Annotated in this window: 16 protein-coding genes; all 16 read right to left on the bottom strand. The window is 64.8% G+C overall.

Features of this window, described 5'->3' with window-relative positions; all coding sequences use genetic code 11:
- Positions 1–96: 96 nt before the first annotated feature.
- The 16 genes from ACX1DW_RS16920 to tagH all read right to left on the bottom strand — a co-directional run bounded on the left by ACX1DW_RS16920 (position 97) and on the right by tagH (position 20,894).
- A complete protein-coding gene (locus ACX1DW_RS16920) occupies positions 97–720 on the bottom strand; it encodes an ABC-type transport auxiliary lipoprotein family protein (protein ID WP_458991958.1) in 624 nt (207 codons plus the stop codon).
- On the bottom strand, positions 717–1,655 hold the full coding sequence (locus ACX1DW_RS16915) for an MlaD family protein (protein ID WP_063540337.1): 939 nt from the start codon (positions 1,653–1,655) through the stop codon (positions 717–719). The genes ACX1DW_RS16920 and ACX1DW_RS16915 overlap by 4 nt, the downstream gene beginning before the upstream one ends.
- A gap of 1 nt (position 1,656) precedes the next feature.
- Positions 1,657–2,442 (bottom strand): ABC transporter ATP-binding protein, encoded by a 786-nt coding sequence (locus tag ACX1DW_RS16910; RefSeq protein WP_458991957.1) that lies wholly within the window; start codon positions 2,440–2,442, stop codon positions 1,657–1,659.
- The gene (locus ACX1DW_RS16905) at positions 2,439–3,587 is read right to left on the bottom strand and encodes an ABC transporter permease (RefSeq protein WP_458991956.1); all 1,149 of its coding nucleotides are present in this window, start codon (positions 3,585–3,587) and stop codon (positions 2,439–2,441) included. Before ACX1DW_RS16905 ends, ACX1DW_RS16910 begins: the two co-directional genes overlap by 4 nt.
- A 144-nt stretch (positions 3,588–3,731) precedes the next feature.
- Positions 3,732–4,868 carry a catalase family protein gene (locus ACX1DW_RS16900; RefSeq protein ID WP_458991955.1) on the bottom strand — a complete coding sequence of 379 codons (1,137 nt, stop codon included), beginning with the start codon at positions 4,866–4,868 and terminating at the stop codon, positions 3,732–3,734.
- A 20-nt stretch (positions 4,869–4,888) separates the two neighbouring features.
- The gene (locus tag ACX1DW_RS16895) at positions 4,889–6,760 is read right to left on the bottom strand and encodes a di-heme-cytochrome C peroxidase (RefSeq protein ID WP_458991954.1); all 1,872 of its coding nucleotides are present in this window, start codon (positions 6,758–6,760) and stop codon (positions 4,889–4,891) included.
- A 160-nt stretch (positions 6,761–6,920) separates the two neighbouring features.
- Positions 6,921–7,331 carry a lysozyme inhibitor LprI family protein gene (locus ACX1DW_RS16890; protein WP_458991953.1) on the bottom strand — a complete coding sequence of 137 codons (411 nt, stop codon included), beginning with the start codon at positions 7,329–7,331 and terminating at the stop codon, positions 6,921–6,923.
- On the bottom strand, positions 7,331–9,628 hold the full coding sequence (locus tag ACX1DW_RS16885; protein ID WP_458991952.1) for a hypothetical protein: 2,298 nt from the start codon (positions 9,626–9,628) through the stop codon (positions 7,331–7,333). Before ACX1DW_RS16885 ends, ACX1DW_RS16890 begins: the two co-directional genes overlap by 1 nt.
- A 48-nt stretch (positions 9,629–9,676) precedes the next feature.
- On the bottom strand, positions 9,677–11,725 hold the full coding sequence (locus ACX1DW_RS16880) for a type VI secretion system Vgr family protein (RefSeq protein ID WP_458991951.1): 2,049 nt from the start codon (positions 11,723–11,725) through the stop codon (positions 9,677–9,679).
- 21 nt (positions 11,726–11,746) lie between these two features.
- The gene (locus ACX1DW_RS16875) at positions 11,747–12,718 is read right to left on the bottom strand and encodes a serine/threonine-protein kinase (RefSeq protein WP_458991950.1); all 972 of its coding nucleotides are present in this window, start codon (positions 12,716–12,718) and stop codon (positions 11,747–11,749) included.
- Complete coding sequence (locus tag ACX1DW_RS16870; RefSeq protein ID WP_110778557.1) at positions 12,715–13,446, bottom strand: PP2C family protein-serine/threonine phosphatase; 732 nt, start codon at positions 13,444–13,446, stop codon at positions 12,715–12,717. Before ACX1DW_RS16870 ends, ACX1DW_RS16875 begins: the two co-directional genes overlap by 4 nt.
- Positions 13,446–16,985: a type VI secretion system membrane subunit TssM gene (gene tssM / locus ACX1DW_RS16865; RefSeq protein WP_458991949.1), complete on the bottom strand. Its 3,540-nt coding sequence runs from the start codon at positions 16,983–16,985 to the stop codon at positions 13,446–13,448. Before tssM ends, ACX1DW_RS16870 begins: the two co-directional genes overlap by 1 nt.
- A gap of 1 nt (position 16,986) precedes the next feature.
- The gene (icmH, locus tag ACX1DW_RS16860) at positions 16,987–17,868 is read right to left on the bottom strand and encodes a type IVB secretion system protein IcmH/DotU (RefSeq protein ID WP_053527763.1); all 882 of its coding nucleotides are present in this window, start codon (positions 17,866–17,868) and stop codon (positions 16,987–16,989) included.
- Between the two features lie 5 nt (positions 17,869–17,873).
- Positions 17,874–19,205 carry a type VI secretion system baseplate subunit TssK gene (gene tssK / locus ACX1DW_RS16855; RefSeq protein WP_043298692.1) on the bottom strand — a complete coding sequence of 444 codons (1,332 nt, stop codon included), beginning with the start codon at positions 19,203–19,205 and terminating at the stop codon, positions 17,874–17,876.
- 2 nt (positions 19,206–19,207) lie between these two features.
- Positions 19,208–19,690 (bottom strand): type VI secretion system lipoprotein TssJ, encoded by a 483-nt coding sequence (gene tssJ, locus ACX1DW_RS16850; protein ID WP_458991948.1) that lies wholly within the window; start codon positions 19,688–19,690, stop codon positions 19,208–19,210.
- A 4-nt stretch (positions 19,691–19,694) separates the two neighbouring features.
- Positions 19,695–20,894, bottom strand: a complete 1,200-nt coding sequence (gene tagH / locus ACX1DW_RS16845; protein WP_458991947.1) for a type VI secretion system-associated FHA domain protein TagH — start codon at positions 20,892–20,894, stop codon at positions 19,695–19,697.
- Positions 20,895–20,910 lie beyond the last annotated feature (16 nt).

Here is a 20,910-nt window from a genome sequence, read left to right as displayed (position 1 = left end):
CTGGTCTGCATGCTAAGCGATGCCTCGGCGGGCCGCGCTTAGCCTGAGTCAATAAAACTGCTGTTTAACGCGTTTATATGACCGGTTCGCCGGACTTCACTGCGCGGAATAGCTTTTTGCCACCTCAATTGTCCAGCGTTGCAGCTGGCGGCTCAGCTCGTCACTGGCCTCGCCGAAGGCCGCCACCACGCTTTCCAGCTGCGGGCTGGCGCTGGGCTGGCGGACCTCGAAGCGGCGGCTGGCAAGGATGCGCTGCTCCGGTGCCGTCGCCAGCTGAGCATCTAGCCTGACCAGCACCTGCGGCTGGCCATCGACGTACTCGCTCTGGAACGCGCGCAGTTCGCTGAACAGCTCCAGCTCGGCGAACAGGTTGCTGTCCTCATTGCTCACCGCCACCGGTCCGCTCTGACGGAACTGCTCGATCAGCCGGTCGCGCAGCAGGGTCGGCGCGGCATCGCTCCAGCGCGCGCCCTGGTAGCTGCTGATCTGGTTGCCATCCGGCACCACGGCGATGCGCGGTCCGGCAAGGATGCGGCTGGCATGCGGGGTGTGGATGCGCAGTGCCTGGCGCAGTCGCTCGCCTGGCTGGACGGCCGGCAGCTCGGCGGTGGGCAGCAGGTACACGCGGATCGGTTCGGCATCGGGCAGCAGGGTGCAGGCCGCGAGTGTGCCGAGCACGCACGCGAGGGCAAGGGGGCGGAACAGCGCAAGGCGGCTCATGGGGTGAACTCCTGGATCTTCTCGCGGCCGAGCAGGAAGCCGCTGGGATTGTCTTCGAGGCGCTGGGTGACGCGGCGCAGGGCGCCGAGGGTGCCGCGCAGCTCGTTGATCGCCGGGCCCAGGTCGCTGAAGCCCTGCAGGCCGTTGTTCAATGCGCCCTGGTTGCTCGACAGCAGCTCGTCCAGGCGCGACGTGGCGCGCTCCAGCGCGGCCATGGATTCGCCGGCGCTGCTCAGCAGCTGGCGCCCTTCGTCATCGATCAGGCCATTGGCGTTCTGCGTCAGCCGGGTGATCTCCGCCAGCGCGGTGTTGGTCTGTTGGCCCAGCTGGCTGAGCTGGGTCAGCGCTTCGCTGAGGTCGCCACGCTGTTCGGCCAGCACGCTGGTGGCCTGTTCGAGATTGGCCAGGGTGCGGCCGATGCGCTCGGCGTTGTCCTCGGAGAGCATCAGGTTGGCGCTGCGCAGCAGGTTGTTGATGTTGGTCATCAGATCTTCGCCGTTCTCCAAGAGCGCACTCAGCGGCGAGGGGTCGGCGATGATCAGTGGCGGCTCGCCACGCTTGCCTTCCAGCGGGGGGCTCTGCGGCGTGCCGCTGTGCAGCTGGATGATCATGCTGCCGGTGATGTTGGCCAGCGCCAGACGCGCGCGGGTGTCCTGCTTGATCGGCGTGCCGGCATACACGCGGATGCGCGCGCGCACCTTGCGCGGATCGTCCGGCTCCAGCCACAGCGCCTCGACATCACCAACCTTGATGCCGCTGTACTCCACCGAGCTGCCGTTGGACAGCCCGCTGACCGCGCGATTGAAGCTGATCTCGTAATAGTTGTATTCGCGGTCCATGCTCGACTTGCCCAGCCAGAGGGCGAACAGCAGCGCGCCGCCGACTGCCAGGACGGTGAACAGGCCGATCATTACGTGGTGGGCGCGGGTTTCCATTTCAGCTCTCCAACAAGTCGGCGGCCTGTTGCGCCGCCCGGCCGCGCGGGCCGTGGAAGTAGTCACGAATCCAGGCGTCGTCGGTGGCTTCCACCACCTCCAGGCGATCGGCCACCAGCACGCGCTTGCGTGACAGCACGGCCACCCGGTCGCAGATGGTGTAGAGCGTATCCAGATCGTGGGTCACCAGAAACACGCTGAGGCCCAGCGCGTCGCGAAGGGTCAGAATCAGCTGGTCGAAGGCCGCCGCGCCGATGGGGTCGAGGCCGGCAGTGGGCTCGTCAAGGAACAGCACTTCAGGATCCAGCGCCAGCGCGCGGGCCAGGGCGGCGCGCTTGACCATGCCACCGGAGAGCTCATCGGGATACTTGCAGGCGGCATTGGCCGGGAGACCGGCCAGTGCCAGCTTCAGCCGCGCCAGATGTTCGGCGTCGCGGCGCTCGAGCCCGGCGTGCTCGATCAGCGGCAGCGCGACGTTCTCCTGCAGATTCAGCGAGGTGAACAGCGCGCCGCGCTGGAACAGTACGCCAAAACGTCGTTCCACCTGCGAGCGGCGCTCGGCCGACAGTTCCAGCAGATTTTCACCGAACACGCTGACGCTGCCGGCATTTGGTCGGCGCAGGCCGACAATGCTGCGCAGGAGCACCGACTTGCCGGTGCCCGATCCGCCAACGACGCCGAGAATCTCGCCGCGACGGATGTCGAGGTCGAGGCCGTCGTGCACGGTCTGGTTGCCGAAGCGGTTGACCAGTCCGCGTACCTGGATCAGTGCTTCGTCGCTCGTCACCAGCCCATCTCCATGAAGAACAGCGCGGCGATGGCGTCCAGCAGGATCACCATGAAGATCGCCTGGACCACACTGGAGGTGGTGTGCTCGCCCACCGACTGCGCGCTGCCGCTGACCTTGAAGCCTTCCAGGCAGCCAATCACCGCGATGACGAAGGCGAATACCGGCGCCTTGCCCAGCCCGACCAGAAAATGGCTGACGGCGATGTCGCGCGCCATGATGTTGAAGAACATCGTCGGCGAGATGTCCAGCGCCAGCACGCAGACCACCAGGCCGCCGGCGATGCCGCTGAGCATGCCGACGAAGGTCAGGATCGGCAGGGTGATCAGCATCGCCAGCACGCGCGGCAGCACCAATAGCTCGATCGGGCTCAGGCCTAGGGTGCGGATCGCGTCGACTTCCTCGTTGGATTTCATCGAGCCGATCTGCGCGGCGAAGGCGCTGGCGCTGCGCCCGGCGAGCAGGATCGCCGCCAGCAGCACGCCGAACTCGCGCAGGAAGGAAAAACCCACCAGGTTGACGGTGTAGATGGTCGCGCCGAAGTCGGCGAGCACCGTCGCGCCAAGAAAGGCCACCACCGCGCCGACCAGAAAGGTCAGCAGCGCGACGATCGGCACCGCGTCCAGCCCGGTCTGCTCGATATGTACGGCCAGTGAGGTCAGCCGCCAGCGCCGCGGCCGCGGTAGCGTCAGCAGCAGCGTCTGCAGGGTCAGGCCAATGAAGCCGAGCAGCGCGCGCTGCTGCTTCCACAGCGCCGCGACGGCGCCGCCGATATGTGCCAGCACGTCGCCGAAGGCATAGCCGCGCGGCGGCTCGGCGGCATCCGGTTGATTCAGGGCGGTGGCGACGGTGCGCAGCAGCGCCAGGCGTTCGGCCGGTAGCTGCGGCGCCCAGGCTTCGATGGCGGCGATTCGCTCGGGCCCGAGCAGCTCCACCAGCAGGCCGGCGCCCGCCGTGTCCAGCGCGCCCAGTTCGCTCAGCTCGATCTGGCTGCGCTCGTCGATCCGCGCGTTGAGCCGCTGCACCTCTCGACGCAGTGCTGCGTAATGGGCGAGGGTCCAGTCACCGACGATGCGCGCCCGCAATGGTGAAGCCCCTTGATCGAGGGTCACCGAACCGGGAGACGAGGACAGGGTGGCGCTCATCTTCTGCAAACGGGTGCCTATGTCGGGCGATGGAGTCCTGATTGATGCTAGCAGGGCTCCGCCCGGCAAGACAGGACCGGGTGGCCCGTGGTCGGCAACCGGCGGCGCGCGTCGGCTGCTGATTCATGGACCGCCACGGCGGCGTCAAAGTGCGCCGTTACGCTCGAGCCGGTAGCTGCTGATCGCCTCGTACACCGCCTTGCGCAGCCGGTTGATGCCGCCGATGGGGCGATGTTCCGGCAGTGCATGCCAGGGGTTGAAGCTGAGGTTGTCGCAAGCGAGGTTCTGCTCGGGGCTGTCGAAGTCCTGCGGCGGCAGGCGGATGTCGGCGACCGTCTCGAATGGTGCGATGGCCTCGTCCCACTCGATGCTGGTGTCCTCGATGGGCATGTAGTGCTCGGTGTTCTGCCGCTGCACCTGCAGGGCGAAGCAGGCGGGTGCGCGGTCGAGGGACAGCTGCTGGTAGAGCGCGCTGCGCAGGAAATTCGGCAGGTCGCGGTTCTGCTCGGGCAGTTGGTAGGTCGGGCAGTTTTCCGGCGTCGGGATAACCCGGTACTTGATGTTGTGCGGGCCGAGCTTGTATGGCGCCACGGAGCTGTAGGTGGTCGCGACCGGGCTTTCCGGTGCCGGCGCCAGGGTCTGCAGTGCGATGAACAGGTGGCGCAGCTCCCAGCTGCGCGGATCGATGCTCGGGAAGAACGCCAGCGCCTTCTTGCCCTGCGCCTGGGCAGCGAAGTTGCTGCGATATTCGGCAACGTCACGGACGAAGAACACAGGGTGGTTGAACATCACGAAGTCCTGTTCGCCGGCATGGCGCGGGTCACGCGTGAGCTTTTCCCCTGGCACGTCGAGTAGCTTGATCGCCATGCCGCGGGCGTCCCGGATGCGGTCGAACTGCGGGTAGGCGTTGCCGTTGGATAGCCTCACCCAGGCCTGCCAGGTCTTGCCCGGCTCGCTGAAAACGCCCTGGCGCAGTGCGGGCTGCAGGTCGGCGCGCACACTGACTTCGGCGCGCACGCAACCGTGGGCCTTGGCATGGGCGTCGCGCAGCACGCGGGTGTTCTCGCTGTGCTGTTCCACCACGGCGATTGCGTCGGCGATGATCGCCTGGGTGTCGGCCGCTTCGCTCGGCGCGATGACTTCTTCGCTGGAGACGGGGCCACGATGGGTGAAGTGAAAGTGCACGGCGGCAATCGCCCAGCCGGCCAGGCCCAGGGCGGTCATGGCAAGCAGCAGCCGGCCCAGCAGGCGGCCGATCCAGAGCCAGAGTCTTGTCAGCATGAGGCAGATCCTTGTACGGGTCAGGGGCAGCGTGGGCCGGGGTTGTGGGGGCGCGCCGGCAAGTCCTCGAGGCGCGGCTCGAAGCGGGGGTCGCCAAGCACCTTTAGGTACTCGACCAGCGCCCAGCGCTCGTGCGGCGCCAATGCCCGGCCGATCACACCATTGCCGCGGCAGCCGGCGCGGAATTCATGGCCGCGGTTGCTGTTGCCGGTGATTGCGGTATTCAGCAGAAAGCCGCCGTCGAAGCGCTCGGTGCGAATGCCCAGGTGCTGCGGATCGTATTCGCGGCTGCCGACCCAGAACTGTTTCTGCCGTTCGGCCACCGGCGACAGCAGCTGGAACAGTGTCGGCACCGAGCCGTTGTGCAGGAAGGGCGGCGTCGCCCAGATGCCGTCCAGCGGGCGTGCCTTGTAGCCGCGCAGTTCCTGCACGCCGATCGGCAGGCCGAAGCCGTCGAATTCCGCGCGCTCGGCCTCGCCGATGCCGGCGTCACGGTAGGCGCGCTCCTCGACGTAGGCGGTGATATAGGCCAGCCCCTTGGCGCTGGACAGGCTGGCGAGATCGAGCGGGCCGGATGACGCGCCATACAGCTGCACATCCAGGCGATCCAGCTCATCCTGGGTCCAGCCCAGGCGGGTCAGGTCGAAGCGGTGGTCGGCAATATTGTCGGCTGTGGTCGGATCGGTACCGACGAAGGAGGTGGGGATCACCTTCATGTGCCACTCGGGGTCGCGTTCGGCAGCGAAACGCTTGTCGACTGGCTTGGGCCTGGCGTCGTGGCAATGCGCACAGTTTTCCTTGTACAGCGCGCGACCGAGGCTGGCCTGCTCTAGATCGATCGCGCCCAGCACGTCTTCGGGCCAGCGAGGCGGGGCCAGCTGCATGAGCGTGGTTTCCAGCCTGTGCAGGTCGCGTACGCGAACGCCCGATGCGTAGCGCTCGGCTTCGGCGATGGGCTGGCCGTTCTCGTGCAGCAGCCGCAGTGTGGCGCCAACACCCAGCGCCTCGCCGATATTGCGTGCCATCGGCTGCATGGCCGAGCCGTTCCACTGCACCCAGTCGAACTTCCAGATATCCCACAGATGCGGGTAGCTCACTGGCGCGTTGGCCACGCGGTAGTTCGCCGGATCGATGGCATCGCCGAACACGCTGTTGGCGATGCGGCCGAACGCATCGGTACGGCCGAAGCCTTCTTCGGTGGGGTAGAGTCCGCGGTGCCAGTCGTTGTAGGCGGTGCCGAGCAGACGGTCGAGCACCTGCTTGAAGTCGTGGCGCAACTGCGCGCGGTCCTGCTCGTAGCGCTCGCCCAGCACCTGCTCGGCGAAGCGACGGAACTTGAGCGGGTTGTAATAGGTGAAGGCCATGCTCATGCCCAGCGCCTGGCCAAAGGCGCCACCGCGCAGGGTCGGCACGGTGGAGGCCAGCGAATGCATCGCCGCGCCACCGTCGATACGAATGGCCTGACCCCCGTAGCGCAACTCGCCGGTGTGGCAGGCCGCGCAGGTCACATCCAGATAGGCGCGACCGGTCTCATCATCCTCGTGGCGGGCAAAGCCGACCGGCAGGTTGCCGGGGTTCAGCGCGGTGGCTTGTTGCGCGGGATCGACCAGAAAGCCGAAGCGGGCGAGGTAGTCGGGCGTGGCGAACTTTTCCCGGCTGAAGGACATTTCCAGCGCACGGAACCAGTCGTACTCCAGCCCCTTAACCTGGGTGCCCTGCGGCGTGTAGTAGTAGGTCTGTCGCTGCGTGGCGTCCCACTGCTCCAGATAATGCAGCGCTTCGGGCGCTTCATACTCTGGAAGGTTCGGGTAGGCCACGAAATACAGCCCGACCCCCACGGCCAGCAAAGCCAACAACAAGACAGCCCCCAGGGCTCGGCGCAGCGATCGCATCGGTACATCCTTGTAGCGTCATGGCGAATGCGCGTTTATGGCAGGGTTGTGGGGTGATGGCAATACGGCGTCATTCTTTATGGGTGACAGATATTAGCGTGGGTGTGGTCCACCCCATATTTATCTCGAACGACGCTTACACCGGTTGTTTCCAGTGTCCTCATATGTCAGGGGCAATGCGATTCAGATAGTCCGCCCTGTCATCACTCATCCTTGAGATACAATTATCAATCGTTACTTGGTAAGCCTCTGCGGTCTCCTCTATTTCAAAGGCTTCAAGCTTGCAATCTGCGTCTCGCAGATCGATCCACTCTCGCTGCGCCGTCTTTAATAGAGAAACGTATTGGTCTGCTAGCAAAGGTGAGTTTTTATACTGATGTCTGATTCGATTCAGAGTGGCCTTGTACGATGAATTAAGATGATTGTCTGATTGCTCTTTATTGTGCTGCGCGCACAGGGCTATTTGAGAAGAAGCTTCAATCTCTTCGCACGGATCATTAACATCATTGCTTAATGCTGTACGTGCAAACAGAAGAAAAAAAATTAGAGTTATTTTTCGGATATTGAACATTAGTTATTCCTAAGGTAACGAGCTCTGTTTCGCCCCGGCTCATACTGCCTGATGGCAGGCGTATTTTCTATGTAGCGTATCAGCTCGGCTTTATCATTCCTCATTCCAGCCTTCATCGGGTTGGGCCCCTTTGTAAAACCCTGATAGACGAAATCTACCAGCACATCCCTGATAACCTGATCTAGGGCGTTCCAATCGGCCCTATCAGGCTCGCTCGCAGTCCACTGGTCATAATTTCTGATAGCGCGATCTACGTAGTTTGGGTAGATAATGTTGAAAAGAAGTATTTCCTGCTCGGGAGTTATTTGCCCAATAGATGATTTGTTATCTCTCAGAAATTGCTGAGCAGCCACGCCTTTCTTTCCGTGCGCCTGGGCAATCTTAGTTGCTTGATCATGCGCAATGCCGGCAGTTGTCATATGAGCGTAGATTTCTATTTCGGTCCGTGAACCCATGTCATAACCGCGACCGAGAGTGACGCCCGATAGATCGTTTCCAGGCCAGTGAACGACCCGGCTGAAGAACGGAGAGGTTGGAATATTATTCCCTTCGGCATCAAACGTTATTCTCCCTTCGCTAATCGTGTGGTTGGCACGCGCTACAGTGCTGAATATGCCGATCAGGGCAAGTGGTTGAAAGTGCCAAGCTTTCCCATCTGCGCTGATAGAGTAGCGCCCGGCGATATCGCCCCACCAGCTTAGAGTTTTGATGCGGTTCTTCTCTTCCGCCCAATCCTGATTGGGGTCATCGGAGCGGTGGCCCATCAGCTCATCGAGTTCGTCCCAACACGCTGCATTCCAAAACCACTCGCTTTCATGCCGCGTGACGAGCTGCGAGATGGATTGGGCGTGGCAAGGCTTTTCCAGTGCCTTCTGGATTTCTTGGGAGGTCATCTTGCCGTCGCGATTGGTGTCGATGATGTCGTAGAGGCGGCTGCGCACCGGACGTTTGTCGGCCTGGTCGATGGCGCCCTGGTAGCTGGCTTTTTCGTCGTCGGACAGGCGAAGCGCCGCGTTGAGGTAATAGACGAATCCCGAAATGGGAGGATCGGCATCCTCAAGGCATTCAAAACCCTCCCACTCCCACGGGCTATGACGAGTAGTGATCAGCTCCTGCTCGGCGAGCCAGCCGTCGATGGGGTTGCCATTAGCGTCGGCGAACAGACCATCCAGCCGCCACCAGTGCATAGTGTTGTCCGCGCCATCCTTGACCTGGATTTTTCTCGAAGTGGGGCGCCCATCCAGCAAGGACTGCGGAATGATCAGGTCGACGTCGATCTGCGTGCCATCGTCGTCCAATTTGGGCGGGTCCTCGGCATTGATATCGCCCCGATGGGTGATCAGTTTGCTCGCACCTTTGTAGACCTTGAGCAGGGTTTTCTGGTCGTCCGGCAAGCGGCTGGCCCAGGCGCGGCTCTGGGCGATGAAGGCGGGCACATCGTCGCAGCTGAACAGTTCGACATGGACCATGTGCTGAGCGGCGCTGTCGTGGTTCTGGTACAGACCGGGATGGCCAATAAGGTCACCCGCCTTGATCGGCAACCCGCTGTCGAGAACGACGACCTTGTCGTATTTCGCTGGCTCGCTGTGCGGTTTGAGCAAGCTGGTGGATACATAGCCGGGCAGTTGCCCCTCGTCGTCAGCTGATAGGGCGGGTTGTGCCGTCCCGCTGATCAGGCTGACCAGCTTGCTGAACTCGCCTTCCGTCTCGCCGATGGTGATCTCGGCACCCTTGGACAGCTCTGAGAGCTTAGTGGTGTGCTTGCTCGGGCCTGCGCGAACGCTCAGGCCATCGTGCTGCGTATTCACGGTATAGCGTTTGGTTTCCCAGAAGGCGGGGCGCGGAAGGTCCGCTTGTGCCTGGTAGCCCGCCCAATCCAGCAGGTGCATGTACAGGCTGTAGAGAGTGAGGCTTGGAGGGGTTTGCCCTTCGACGATGCTGCCGTCAGCGTTCTTCAAAGGCGGCGGCTGCAGGCTGTGCTTGACCAGAACGAACCCCGTGGAAAAGGGCGCTCGTTTGACCATGGGAATCTCGTCGGTGAATTCGCTGACCGGGTAGCATTCATCGATACGGTAGGCAATCACCTCTCCGTCGGCGATACAGCGCACGCTCGACTGGTCGAATGCAGCGGCCGTGCCTTCATCGAAATGCACGCCGCCATGCCATAAGCCGTTTTCGCCGGTGGGGTAGAACCCGCCTTTGGCCTGGGCCATATGTGTAAGCAGTTGCAGCGGATTGTGGCTGGTGTCCTTGCTGGGAAACGGGTAAGTCCAATTGATCGGCTTGTGTTCGGCCATGTTCGATGCTTCCTTGCGTTCGATCCGGCTGCGCAGCCGGCACTGTTCTTAGCCCGAGAAATTGAGCGAGCGCTTGCGTTTGCGGAGCAGGCTGCCCGCTTCGCCCGGCAGTGCCTGCTCCAACAAGCTCCCGGCCTTGTCGCTATCCGCGACCCCTGGCAGTACCGGTGGCTTGATCTTGATCCCAGAGCCCTTGCCCGGCGCGCCGCCGGCGTTGATTCGCGCCAGCGGGCCGGAGACGGTGATGCCGCCCGGGTCGAGCTTGATGAAGCTACCGCCGGCCTTGAGGGTCAGTTCGACACCGGCTTCGATGACCATCTTCTGCCCGGCCTTGAGGTGGATCTCGCGGCCGGCCTTGGTCAGCTGGGCGGTGCCGAGCTTGATGTGCTGGGTCTGGCCGACGGTGAGGTGGTCGTCGGGTTTGACTTCCACCTTGCGGTCGCCGGCAACAGTCAGGTGTTCTTCGGCGCGGAATTCGCTGTAGCTGTTGGCTTCGACAGTGTCGTGGCGTTCGTGGCCGACGCGGATCTTCTGGTCGTGCTCGATGTTCTCGTCCCAGTCGCGCTGGGCGTGGATGTAGATCTGTTCGGCGCCCTTGCGGTCTTCGATGCGCAGTTCGTTGTAGCCGCCACCACCCGGGCTGCTCAGGGTCTTGAACAGCGTGCGGGTCTTGTTCGCCGGCAGGTCGTAGGGGACCTGATGCTCCTTGTGGTACAGGCAGCCGGTCACCAGCGGTTGATCGGGATCGCCTTCGAGGAAGGTGACCAGCACTTCCATGCCGACCCGCGGGATGGCGATGCCGCCGTAGCGGTCGCCAGCCCAGCTGGAGGAGACGCGCAGCCAGCAGCTGGTCTTGTCATCGGCCTGGCCGTGGCGATCCCAGTGGAATTGGACCTTCACTCGTCCGTATTCGTCGCAGTGGATCTCTTCGCCGGCAGGTCCCGTGACCACGGCGGTCTGGCTGCCGAGCACCTTCGGTTTCGGATGATTCAGTGGCGGGCGAAAGGGGATGTCCCAGGGCGTGGCGCTGAAGCGGTTACGGTAGCCTTGGACGAAACCGTCACCGTTATCGACATGACTGGTGATCGACTCTTCCAACACCTGCGGCTGCTTGCCTTCGTGCAGCACCTCGGTGAGCAACCAGAGGTCGTTCCATTCCCGGCGCGGGTGGTCGGAGATCTCCAGCAGATGGCCGCTGACCAGTCCTGTTTGATCGCTGTCGCCTTCGGCCAGGCGATAGTCGTGGCGATGCCGTTCCAGTGCGCGTTGCGACAGGTGCTTGCCGCGGGCGCGCTCGGTGAAGCGGCCGGGGTAGTCGTAGTCTTCCAGGTCGGGCTGCGGCATGGCGTTCGCCGCCGGCTCGCCGCGGTAGGCCGCCTCCATCCGCAGCCTGGGTTGTTCGAAGTCGTAATCACGGCGACTGACGCGACTGGTGCGGGTCGCGATGCGCACGGCGAAGCGCTTGATCACTGGCTCGTCGGCGGTCATGCCATTGTCCTGCAGGTAGGCGGTCGGCTGGCCGAGCCTGGCGAAGCTGGTCTGGTCGTCGCCGAAGACCAGCGCATGGCCGGCCGTGCTGTGCTCGAAGTGGTAATGAATGCCTTCTTCCTCGCACAGGCGCTGGATGAAGTGCAGGTCGGTTTCGTCGTACTGCACGCAATACTCGCGCGGCGGGTAGACCACCGGGCCGAGCTGGAAGCGATAGGCATCGGCCTGGATGCCGTGTTCCTCGAGCACCTGGGCGATGATCTGCGGCACGCTGAGGTGCTGGAAGATGCGCTGATTGGTGCGATGGGCGAGGTAGGCCAGCTGCGGCACGAGCGTGAGGCGGTAGCGAGTCAGGCGTTGGCCGGATTCGCCCTGGGCGATGCGGTGGACCAGGCCATGAATACCTTTGCCAGCCGGGTCGAAGGCGAGAAAGGCGGGTTTATGCAACAGTGCCTGCAAATCCAGATCGGGGCGCTCGCTGACCAGCTCCAGGTCGAAGCGATAGGGCTGGCTGATGGCCTCGCGGCCCCGGAACTCGAGCAGCTTGAAGTCGTGTTCGACGTCTTCCAGGGTCAGGCTGAAGTGGGTTTCGTTGGCCGCGTTGAACATTGGGCTTTCCTTGTCCTGATATCATCCATGGGAGTGGCCGAACCAGCGCTGCCAGCGGCTCGGTACGGGGCGACTGAAGGCGCGCAACAGGCCCGCTGCATCGATGCTGCGCTGTGCTTCGTCGAATGCCAGTGCCAGACGCAGTGCCGGCCAGCAGTGCGCGGGCAGTTGCGGCGGGCATTGCAGGGTACGGTCCAGTTCCATCGCCTTCGCCTGGCGAGCGCTGAGCCGGCGAAACGGATGGCTGCCGCTGGCCAGTTCGTAGAGCACGCAGGCCAGCGCATAGATGTCGGCGCTGGCGGTCAGCTCGCCCCCGTCGAGCAGCTCGAGTGCCGCATAGCGCGGCGTCCAGGCGGCGAAGCGCGTGCGGCACAGGCGCGGCAGACCGGGTAGCAGGCCTTCCAGCGGCTGGCCGAGGCCATAGTCGAACAGGCGCAGGCCGTCATCGGCGAGCATCACGTTGCTTGGTTTCAGATCGCCATGCAGCACGCCCAGGCTGTGGGAGTAGCTCAGCGCTTCCAGCAGCGGCAACGCGATGCCCTGCAGTTCGCTCCAGGGCATGCCCTGCGGGCGCTCGCACAGCAGCTGGTCGAGGGTCGGTCCCTTCAGCAGCTCCAGGGTGATGAAGGCGCGCTGGCTCGCCGGGTCGATATCGAAGTTGTACAGGCGCACCACATGGCGGTGGCTGAGGCGCGTGGTCAATGCGTATTCGCTGTAGAGCAGCGCGCTGGCGTCGGGGTATTCGGCGAAGTCTTCACTGAGGGTCTTCAGCGCCACGTAGGGCTCCGGATCGCCGAACTGTTCGCGCAGCAGGTCACGCGCGCGATAGACCGCACCCATGCCGCCGACGCCGAGCAGGCGCTCGATCCGGTAGCGGCCGCCGAGGACTTCCGGCAGCTCGCCGACAGGCGTTTTCGGTGCCTCCGACACCGGCGTGGCCGCGGTGGAGGCCAGTGCAAAATAAGTGAGATCGCAGGCGGGCTGGGCGTTCATCGGCGGATCACCACGGCGCTGAGGTTGTCCCGCGCCGGGCCCTTGAGCGCCTGGCGAAACAGCCGCTCTAGCGCTAACTGCGTGGACGGCAGGCTGAGGGCTGCACCGAGCGCGTCGGCCGACATGCTCTGGTAGAGCCCATCGCTGCACAGCAGCAGGGTGTCGCCCGGGAATACGGCGAATTCGAGGATATCCAGTTCCAGCTTTTCGCTGGCGCCGATGGCGCGGGTCAGCGCATTAGCGGCCGGGTGTTTGGCGGCCAGCTCGGGGCTGAGCTGCTGCTCGTCGATCAGTTGCTGCAACAAGGAGTGGTCGCGTGACAGCTGATAGAGACGGCCGCCGCGCCACAGATAACAGCGGCTGTCGCCGGCCCAGATGCATGCCGCGCGGTCATCCTCCACGAGCAGGGCGACCACGGTGCTGCCGATCACCGGGTCCGGGCGTTCGGCGGTGACCGTCAGTTCCTGGCTGAGTCGGCGATTCAGCTCGTGCAGGCAGCACCGCAGCGCCAGCACCCGCTCTGGCAGGTCGCCCGTAGAGGACAGATCGGCCAGCTGCTCGACGATCAGGCGACTCGCCAGCGCGCCGTTCTGGTGTCCGCCCATGCCGTCGGCCACGGCCCACAACCCGGCCTGCGGCAGATCGAGGAAGGCATCTTCGTTGCGCGCCCGCACCTTGCCGGTGTCGGTGCGCGCGGCGCTGCGCCAGCTGCACGCGGTTGCGTTCATCACAGCGTCGCCGGCAGCTTGAAGCCGCGCAGCAGCGCGAGGTCGAACGGATTCGGCGAGCGCTGCGCATGCAGCAGATAGTTGGCGCGCAGACCGCCGAGATCGGCCTTGAGCATAAGCACGTCGCGCCCGCTGTGGTAATCCACCTGCATCAGGTCGATCAGGCGGAACAGCGACCAGGGCCCGGTGTTCTTCTCGATACCCACGCGACGGCCGCCGAGTTCCTCCACCACCAGGCTGGTGCGTCCGTCGTCGGCTTCGGCCGGCCAGCGGAACGCGGTCTGCACGATTGGCCCGTGGCGATATTCCATCTGCTGATTGCCGAAGCGGAAGTCGGCCCGGCCGAGGCTCGAATCCAGCGAGTACGGTTCGAGCTTGAACAGGATCAGCGGCTCGTTGGGGTTCTCGGCGAAGAAGCTGCGGCGAATGGTCTGCGCCCGGCTCATCTGTGCAAGGAACTGCTCGGACAGCGGCAGGCCGCGGCCATCGACTCGGCGCAGCTGGTACTGGCCGGCGCTACCGCTGACGAAAGGCTTGAGGTAGCGCTCGAAGAATCTGTCCGCCAGGCCCTGGGCCTTGAAGAACTCGCGGAAGTCGGCGAGGGCGACGTCGCTGGCGCTATGGGCGCTGAACGGATAGCGCTCGCGCAGGGCACCGCGATAGCTGGCATAGAGCTCGTTGCGATAGCGCTGGTTGAGGTAGTGGTAGGCATCGCTGAGCACCAGCGACCAGCTGTCCTCGGCCAGCAGGCCCAGCCATTTGCCCAGCGGCTGCGGCAGCCGTGCAGCGCTGTTGCGCAGCTGGTTGATGGCGTCGCGCTGACCGCCCATGCGTGCCTTGGCCATCTCGAAGGCGGCCTGTTCCGGTGCGCTGGCATGGGCCAGCGAGGCCAGCTGCGATTGCAGGGCGTCGAGGGCCTGCAGACTGGCGCTCAACTCGGCGCCGGCTGCGCCGTTCTCATCCAGCAGCTGGTGCAACGGCGCGAAGCGGCGCTCCAGGGTCTTGCGTGCAGTGTCGGGTATGTTCTTCAGGAGCGCAGCCTGGGCCTGCTCCGCCGCGGCAGTGGCCAGTTTGGCCGCCTTGCCGAGCTTGCCACCGGCGCCTTGCGCCGCTTCGGCCAGCTCGCCGGCCTCGGCGGTCGCTTCGGTCACACCGGCGAAGCGGGTGTTCTCGCGTATTTCCAGCAGCAGTTGCAGCAGCGGCGAGTTGGCGGCAGTGAGCCCGGCGAGCTGTGCGGCACCCTGCGCCGCACTGGCGGCCGGCAGGATGTTCAGCTGGGCGATCGCTTCGCTCCAGTGCACGGCGTAGTCGCGGAAATACAGCTGCTCCATTTCCGTCAGCAGGCGGCCGAGGTCCTTGGCGCTGAGGCTGTCGCCTTCGCCCAGCACCCAGTTGTCGCGCAGAATCTCACTGACCAGATCGGCGCCCTGAGCGACGAACAGCTTGTGATAGCCGCGCTGGGTATAGAAGCCGGGAATCGCATAGTCACCGCCGACGAACAGGGATGCCTGCGGACCGAGCTGCGTGTTCAGACGATAGTCGGGAAGGTTGCGCGCCTGGTCGCGCAGCATGCGGTACACCACTGCCGCCAGCGATTCGCTGCGCAACTGGGCGCGGGCCTTGGCCACCAGTTTTTCGTTCAGCTGATACGGCGCGAAGGATTCCTCCAGCAGGCGCGCAAAGTGCGTGTTGAGCCCCTGCTGCGCCACGGCATTGCCCGGATGGCGCAGCGACCAGTCGGCGGCCAGCCAGTCCTTGAGAAACGCCGCATCACGGCGTTCGGCCAGGTTCAGCATGAGATAGGCGCGCAGGCTGCCGAGCAGTTGCTCGCGGTCGTTCAGGTTGGCGCGAATCTGCGCTTCCAGCTGCCGGCCGACACGTGGCAGCAGCAGTTTCTCCAGATCGCGGCGATAGGCCTCGTGCAGCGTCGGGTCGACCGCCTCGCCCTGATACAGGCCGCCCCGGCGCAGCCAGGACACCTCGTCTTTCGGCGGGAACACCTCGGTCGCCGCATAGCTCGCGTCCAGAGCCTTGAGCGTACGTAGCGCCTCGTCTCCCGCATCGATGGACTTGCGCTCGCTGCCGAGTTGCTGGGCGATGCCGCGCAGTTGTTCCAGGCGCTCATGGTTGCCCGAGAAGTTCAGCGCCCAGGCGCCGCCGATCAGCAGCAGGCAGCCGAAGGCACCGGCATAGAGGGCACGCTGGCCCCAGTCGATGCGGCGCACCTCGCGTTGGTCGAGGCCCGCCAGTTCGGCTTCCGGGAAGATCACCCGGCTGAGCAGCTGATTGATGAAGCGCGCACGGCCGCTGCGGAAGGTTGGCAGTGCACTGCTGGCCAGGCCGAGCTGACGACCGATGCCGGCGGTGAGCGGGTCGAGACCTTCGCGCAGTTGCGGCGCGCTGGTCAGGTAGAAGCCCCGCAGCTGGCTGGCACGCTGGTAACGGTTGCCGGCGAAGGCCAGTTCGATGAACAGGCTCAGATGCTCGCCGATCTGCCCCAGCTGATGGGGGAAGTCGAGGATGCGGCCACGGCGCTGGGTATCGCGCTCCTGATGCATGCGCAGGATCACCTGGCTGTTCAGCCGGCGCAGCAGTTCCTCGAACTCCTGGCGCACGACCTGCGCGTCGCTGCCATTCTGTTCCTTGCGGAAACTCGCGCCGAGCACCTGGTCGCTTTCCTCCCGCGACAGCTGCTCGAAGAACTCGTCGAAACCGAGTATCCGATCGGCCTTGCTCAGCACCAGGTAGACCGGCACGTCCACGCTCAGACGTTGATGGATCTCGTGCAGGCGCTGACGGGTCTGGCGGGCAAGGTTCTCCAGCTCCAGTTCACTGCCGCCCTGCAGCAGGTCCACGGGCAGGTTGACCAGCACGCCGTTGAGCGGACGGGCACGACGCCTGCGCAGCAGACCGAGCAGGGTGTCCCAGGCGCTGCCGTCGACGGCAGCGTCGGGCTGGGTCAGATAGCGGCCGGCGGTGTCGATCAGCACGGCATGATCGGCGAAGTACCAGTCGGCAAAGCGGGTGCCGGAGACATCCTTGGTCAGGCGCTGCTGTTCGCTGCGGTTGAGCGGGAAATCCAGCCCGGAGAAATCCAGTAGGCTGGTCTTGCCGCTACCCTGTGGGCCGATCAGCAGGTACCAGGGCAGCTCGCTGCGCCATTTCTCGCTGCGCCCGCGATAGAGGCTGGAGGTCTTCAGGGTACGCAGCGCCTGCCTGAAGCGATGGCGCAGCTCCTGTTGCTCCTCGCCGATCAGGCCGTCGCGGCGCAGTTGTTCCTGAACGTCCTGATCCTCGGCGTCGCGCTTCTTGCGCGCGCTGGCGCGCCAGCTGGCGAAGACCATGGCCAGGCCCCAGCCGAGAAACAGCACGCTGATGCTCAGCAGGCGGGCGGTCGAGGATTCCCAGAAGCGGTAGTCGTCGACCGCCAGCAGCGGCCCGACGAACCACACCACAACCGCCAGCAGCAAGACCAGCAGCAGGCTCCAGACCCAGGTCCGGCGCAGCACGGCGCCGAGCTTGCCAAAGAACGTCTTCATCTCATTTCATCCCTGAAAAGGTGGAACCGCCGGCATCCATGTCCAGCACTCGATAGGGTTGCAGCACGGCCTCGCGCTGTTCGCCGAGGACCCAGGCGAAGCCGCCGTAGATCACCCCGAGGCAGACCAGGGTGAACAGCGCGACCATCCACCAGGGCACGATGCGCACCAGGCGCCGGCGGGTGTCCTTGAGGCCCTCCCAATGCGGCGACAGCTCGCGCGGGATATCGCCGCGCATCTGCCGGATCTGCCGGTAGAGGCTGTCGCGTACCGCTTCCAGTTCGAGCATGCCGCGCGGTAGCACGCGATACTTGCCCTCGAAGCCGAGGGACAGGCAGAGGTACATCAGCTCGAGCATCGGCAGGTGCTTGACCGGGTTGCGCGACAGCCGCTCGAGCAGCTGGAAGAACTTCTCGCCGCCGAAGGTCTCGTTGTGGAAGGAGGACAGCAGGCTCATCTGCGACCATTCGCTCTCGTTGCCCCAGGGCGTGGTCACCACGGCCTCGTCGAGCACGGTGCAGAGCACGTAGCGCGCCGCCATCACCTGGCTGCTTTCGGCGCCGTCATGCAGCGCGCGATGCTCGAACAGCTTGATCGCGCTGCTCAACTGGCCGTGCAGAGCCTGCAGGTCCTCGCTTTCCAGGCTGTGCTTGAAGCGCACCACTTCCGACAGCAGCGGCGAGGCGGCGGCCACCAGCGGGTTGAGGCTGATGTTGAAGGTTTCCGCCGGGCGCAGGCGCGCGGCGTAGATCATCCGCTCCTCCAGCTGCTCGAAGCGCGGCGGGGTGTCGAAGTCGGTCAGCGGGCTCTGCGCCGGGGCGTCTCCTGCTCGATTGACGATGACCGTGCGGTCGTCCTGTCCGTAATCCATTTCCTTGATCATGTCGCTCAATCCCTGACCGCCCAGAATTTCAGTTCGAGCCCGGCGAAGTCACCGGACACATGGAAGGCAAAGCCGCCGGAACGCTCCAGTTGCGCCTGGTCCTCGGCGTTGAGCTCCAGCGCGAAATAGGTCTTGCCGGCGTGGAAGGGGATCTGCCGCGGCGCCACCGGCAGCGGCTTGAGGCGGATGCCCGGCAGATGCAGGTTGACCAGCTGGCGGATGCGCTCCACCGGGCCGATCTTCAGGTGCGCCGGCAGCCGCGTGCGCAGGGTTTCCGAATCGCACTGGGCGCTGGCGGCGAGCACGAAGGACGCCGTGCCGAGCAGCTTGTGGTCATGCAGCGGCGATACCTGGATGCCGTACTGACGCTGCTGCAGCAGCAGCTCGATAGCGTGCTGCTCCAGCACCATCGACAGCACCTGGCGGATCGCGTCCATCAGCTTGCGGAAGCTCGCACCCTGGTCGCTGTGCTGGTAACGACCGTCCAGGCGCGGGCGCTTGCTTTCGCTGGAGAAGGTCGCCAGCTCGCCGAGCAGGCCAAGCAGGTCGCGATAGATCTGCTCCGGATGCACCTGCTCCACGCCCAGGTAGTGGCGCAGCACCGGTTCGTGACGGTTGATCAGCTGCAGCATCATGAAGTCGCCGACCTCGGCGCCACCCACCTTGCCTGTGGCGCTGATTCGCTCTGCAAGGGTATCGCCGCGGTGGGCGAGCATGCTGATCACTTCCTTCAGGCAGGACAGCAGATAGGCGGAGGCCTGGAAGTTTACATAGGTGGGGATGAACTCGGGGTCGAGGCTGATGACCCCGTCCGGCGTGGTGTCCAACACCTCGCACAGCTGCAGTTTCACGTAGGCCTGGTCGCTCTGTTGCTCACCCAGCAGCAGGCGGAAATCTGGCAGGCCGGTGCTGACCTGGCTGGTGCTGCTGTCGCCGGCATTGGAGTCGGCGACGTCCAGTTCGTGGGCGGTATAGCGCGCCAGCACGTCCTTCTGCTCCGGCCGGCGGGTTTCGATGTGGTTGCCGGTGACCAGCGGCAGCGCGAGATAAACCGGAGTGCTGCCGGTATTCGGCGGGATGTCCAGAGCCAGAGGCTCGCGCTCGCTGCCCAGCTCGAACAAGGTCCCGTCCGGGAGGATGCCGCTGGCCTGGCTGAGCACCAGCTTGCCCATGTTGAGGAACTGGCGGTCGATCTCCAGATTGAAGAATCCCCAGGCATAGCTGCTCAGCTTCTGGGTGCGCGCCTTGAGTTGGTGATCGTAGTATCGATCGCTTTGCTGGAAGTGCTGCGGGCGCAGCAGCATGCCTTCCTGCCAGACAACCTTGTGCAGGCTCATGCTTATTTTCCTTCTTCGGCGAGCGGGTCGAACAGCGCGATGCCGCGCTCGTCCAGGCTCAGGGCGATGCGGGTGCGCTCTTGCGGCGGCAGCGCGATGACGTAGCGCCAGCTGGCTTCCGGCAGGTCGCGGTAGGCGGCCAGCACGCCGACGTAGCGGCTGCCGTCCTGCACCGAGAGCTTCAGCTCACGGCTTTCGCCGGGACGCAGTTCCAGTTCCTCGGAGGTCACCAGGTCCGGCGCCAGGGCTTCCTTGGGCCGCTGGTAGAGGGCGAAGAAGTCGCCATTCTCGAACGCCACCGGATGCTTGAGCTCCAGCAGGCGCAGCACGATCGGCGACGGCCGGCCGTTGAGGTCGGGGTTGAGGCGGTCGCTGCCGTGCAGTTCGAGGTCGAGCTTGGTCAGCTTGGAGTACGGCGACAGTGCCGAGCAGCCGCCCAGCACGAGCAGCGAGGCCAGCATGGCCAGGGTGATGCGACGAGGCATGGGATCATCCTTGATGGGTTGAGTCGAGCGTGGCGATCAGGCGCACCTGCTCCTCATAGGTCTTCGCGAAGTCGCGGGCGAACAGTCGCTCGCTCCAGTCGGCATCCTGGCCGAGGCTGTGATGCAGGCGGCGATAGGCACGCCAGCGACTGCCGGCAGTAGCGATCAGCGGTTTGCGGCCTTCGCGTTCGAAACGCAGCGCCAGCTGTTCTGGTGCCAGCTGCTCGAACATCGCGTGAACGGCCGCGCGACTGGCCGCCAGCAGTGCCACCTGATGCGCCTGCAGGTCGCGGAAGGCGCGGCCGATGGCCTGTTCGGCCGAGAGTTGGCCTGGCTTGCCACCGCGCAGCAGGGCGCTCAGGGCCTCACCCGTATCAGCGCTGTGCTTGAGCGGGTTGTTGCCGGCGCTCTGCACGGTGGTCAGCGCCAGGCGCAGCTCGTTCTTCAGCTCGCTGCGGGTGCGCAGGCTTTGCTGCAGGCTGCCGACGCTCTGCTTGAGCAGACGGGCGGCATTCAGCGCCAAGGCCTGGCGCTGGTCCTCGTCGAGATCGTCGAGATCGATGCCCAGCGCCTCGCCGAAACGCGCCCAGAATCCCTGCGGCAGTCGTTCGGGCTCCGCTTCGCGCTTGGCTTGCGGTGCTGCCTGCGGCATGACCAGCTCCGGCAACGGCAGGCTTTCCATGTCGATGCGCGCGTAGTCGCGCTGCTGCTGCGCCTGGCGCTGTGGCGCTACCAGGGCGAGGTCGAGGTCGTCGACCTCGGCATAGACGCGCTCTTGCTGTTCCATCGCGACCAGCGGATCGAGGTCGAGGAAGGCATCGTCGGGGATGATGCTGCCAGCCGGCTGCGGACGACCGATGTCACCTTCGAACAGCGCCGGATCCTGGATCAGCCGGGCGCGGATCTCGAAGTCGCCCAGGCAGTAGACGCTGCCATGCTCGATGCGCTGCGGCTGGCCCTTGGCCAGGCTGGCGCCGCTGTCCTTGAGCTGGATGCCGTTGCTGCTGGTATCGGTGAGAAAGAAGGCGCCGTCGCGGTAGCTGATCACCGCGTGACGACCAGAGAGGACGCGCTTGCGGTCGGGGATCACCCAATCGCAGCCCTCTGCGCGGCCGATCACACCGCCGGCCTGCTTGAAGGTTTTGGTGGTCAGCAGACCCGGCACGAATTGCTGGGCGCCCACCATATCGAAGACCAGTTCCATGGTCGTGTCGCTCCTT

It is taken from the genome of Stutzerimonas sp. KH-1 (assembly GCF_054483855.1).
This window is presented reverse-complemented; position numbering and strand designations above follow the sequence as displayed.

Excerpts from the sequence above, each read along its gene's own strand:
- ACX1DW_RS16920 (WP_458991958.1), bottom strand. The coding sequence starts at position 720 with ATGAGCCGCCTTGCGCTGTTCCGCCCCCTTGCCCTCGCGTGCGTGCTC.
- ACX1DW_RS16915 (WP_063540337.1), bottom strand. The coding sequence starts at position 1,655 with ATGGAAACCCGCGCCCACCACGTAATGATCGGCCTGTTCACCGTCCTG.
- ACX1DW_RS16905 (WP_458991956.1), bottom strand. The coding sequence starts at position 3,587 with ATGAGCGCCACCCTGTCCTCGTCTCCCGGTTCGGTGACCCTCGATCAA.
- ACX1DW_RS16900 (WP_458991955.1), bottom strand. The coding sequence starts at position 4,868 with ATGCTGACAAGACTCTGGCTCTGGATCGGCCGCCTGCTGGGCCGGCTG.
- ACX1DW_RS16895 (WP_458991954.1), bottom strand. The coding sequence starts at position 6,760 with ATGCGATCGCTGCGCCGAGCCCTGGGGGCTGTCTTGTTGTTGGCTTTG.
- ACX1DW_RS16890 (WP_458991953.1), bottom strand. The coding sequence starts at position 7,331 with ATGTTCAATATCCGAAAAATAACTCTAATTTTTTTTCTTCTGTTTGCA.
- ACX1DW_RS16885 (WP_458991952.1), bottom strand. The coding sequence starts at position 9,628 with ATGGCCGAACACAAGCCGATCAATTGGACTTACCCGTTTCCCAGCAAG.
- ACX1DW_RS16880 (WP_458991951.1), bottom strand. The coding sequence starts at position 11,725 with ATGTTCAACGCGGCCAACGAAACCCACTTCAGCCTGACCCTGGAAGAC.
- ACX1DW_RS16875 (WP_458991950.1), bottom strand. The coding sequence starts at position 12,718 with ATGAACGCCCAGCCCGCCTGCGATCTCACTTATTTTGCACTGGCCTCC.
- ACX1DW_RS16870 (WP_110778557.1), bottom strand. The coding sequence starts at position 13,446 with ATGAACGCAACCGCGTGCAGCTGGCGCAGCGCCGCGCGCACCGACACC.
- tssM (WP_458991949.1), bottom strand. The coding sequence starts at position 16,985 with ATGAAGACGTTCTTTGGCAAGCTCGGCGCCGTGCTGCGCCGGACCTGG.
- icmH (WP_053527763.1), bottom strand. The coding sequence starts at position 17,868 with ATGATCAAGGAAATGGATTACGGACAGGACGACCGCACGGTCATCGTC.
- tssK (WP_043298692.1), bottom strand. The coding sequence starts at position 19,205 with ATGAGCCTGCACAAGGTTGTCTGGCAGGAAGGCATGCTGCTGCGCCCG.
- tssJ (WP_458991948.1), bottom strand. The coding sequence starts at position 19,690 with ATGCCTCGTCGCATCACCCTGGCCATGCTGGCCTCGCTGCTCGTGCTG.
- tagH (WP_458991947.1), bottom strand. The coding sequence starts at position 20,894 with ATGGAACTGGTCTTCGATATGGTGGGCGCCCAGCAATTCGTGCCGGGT.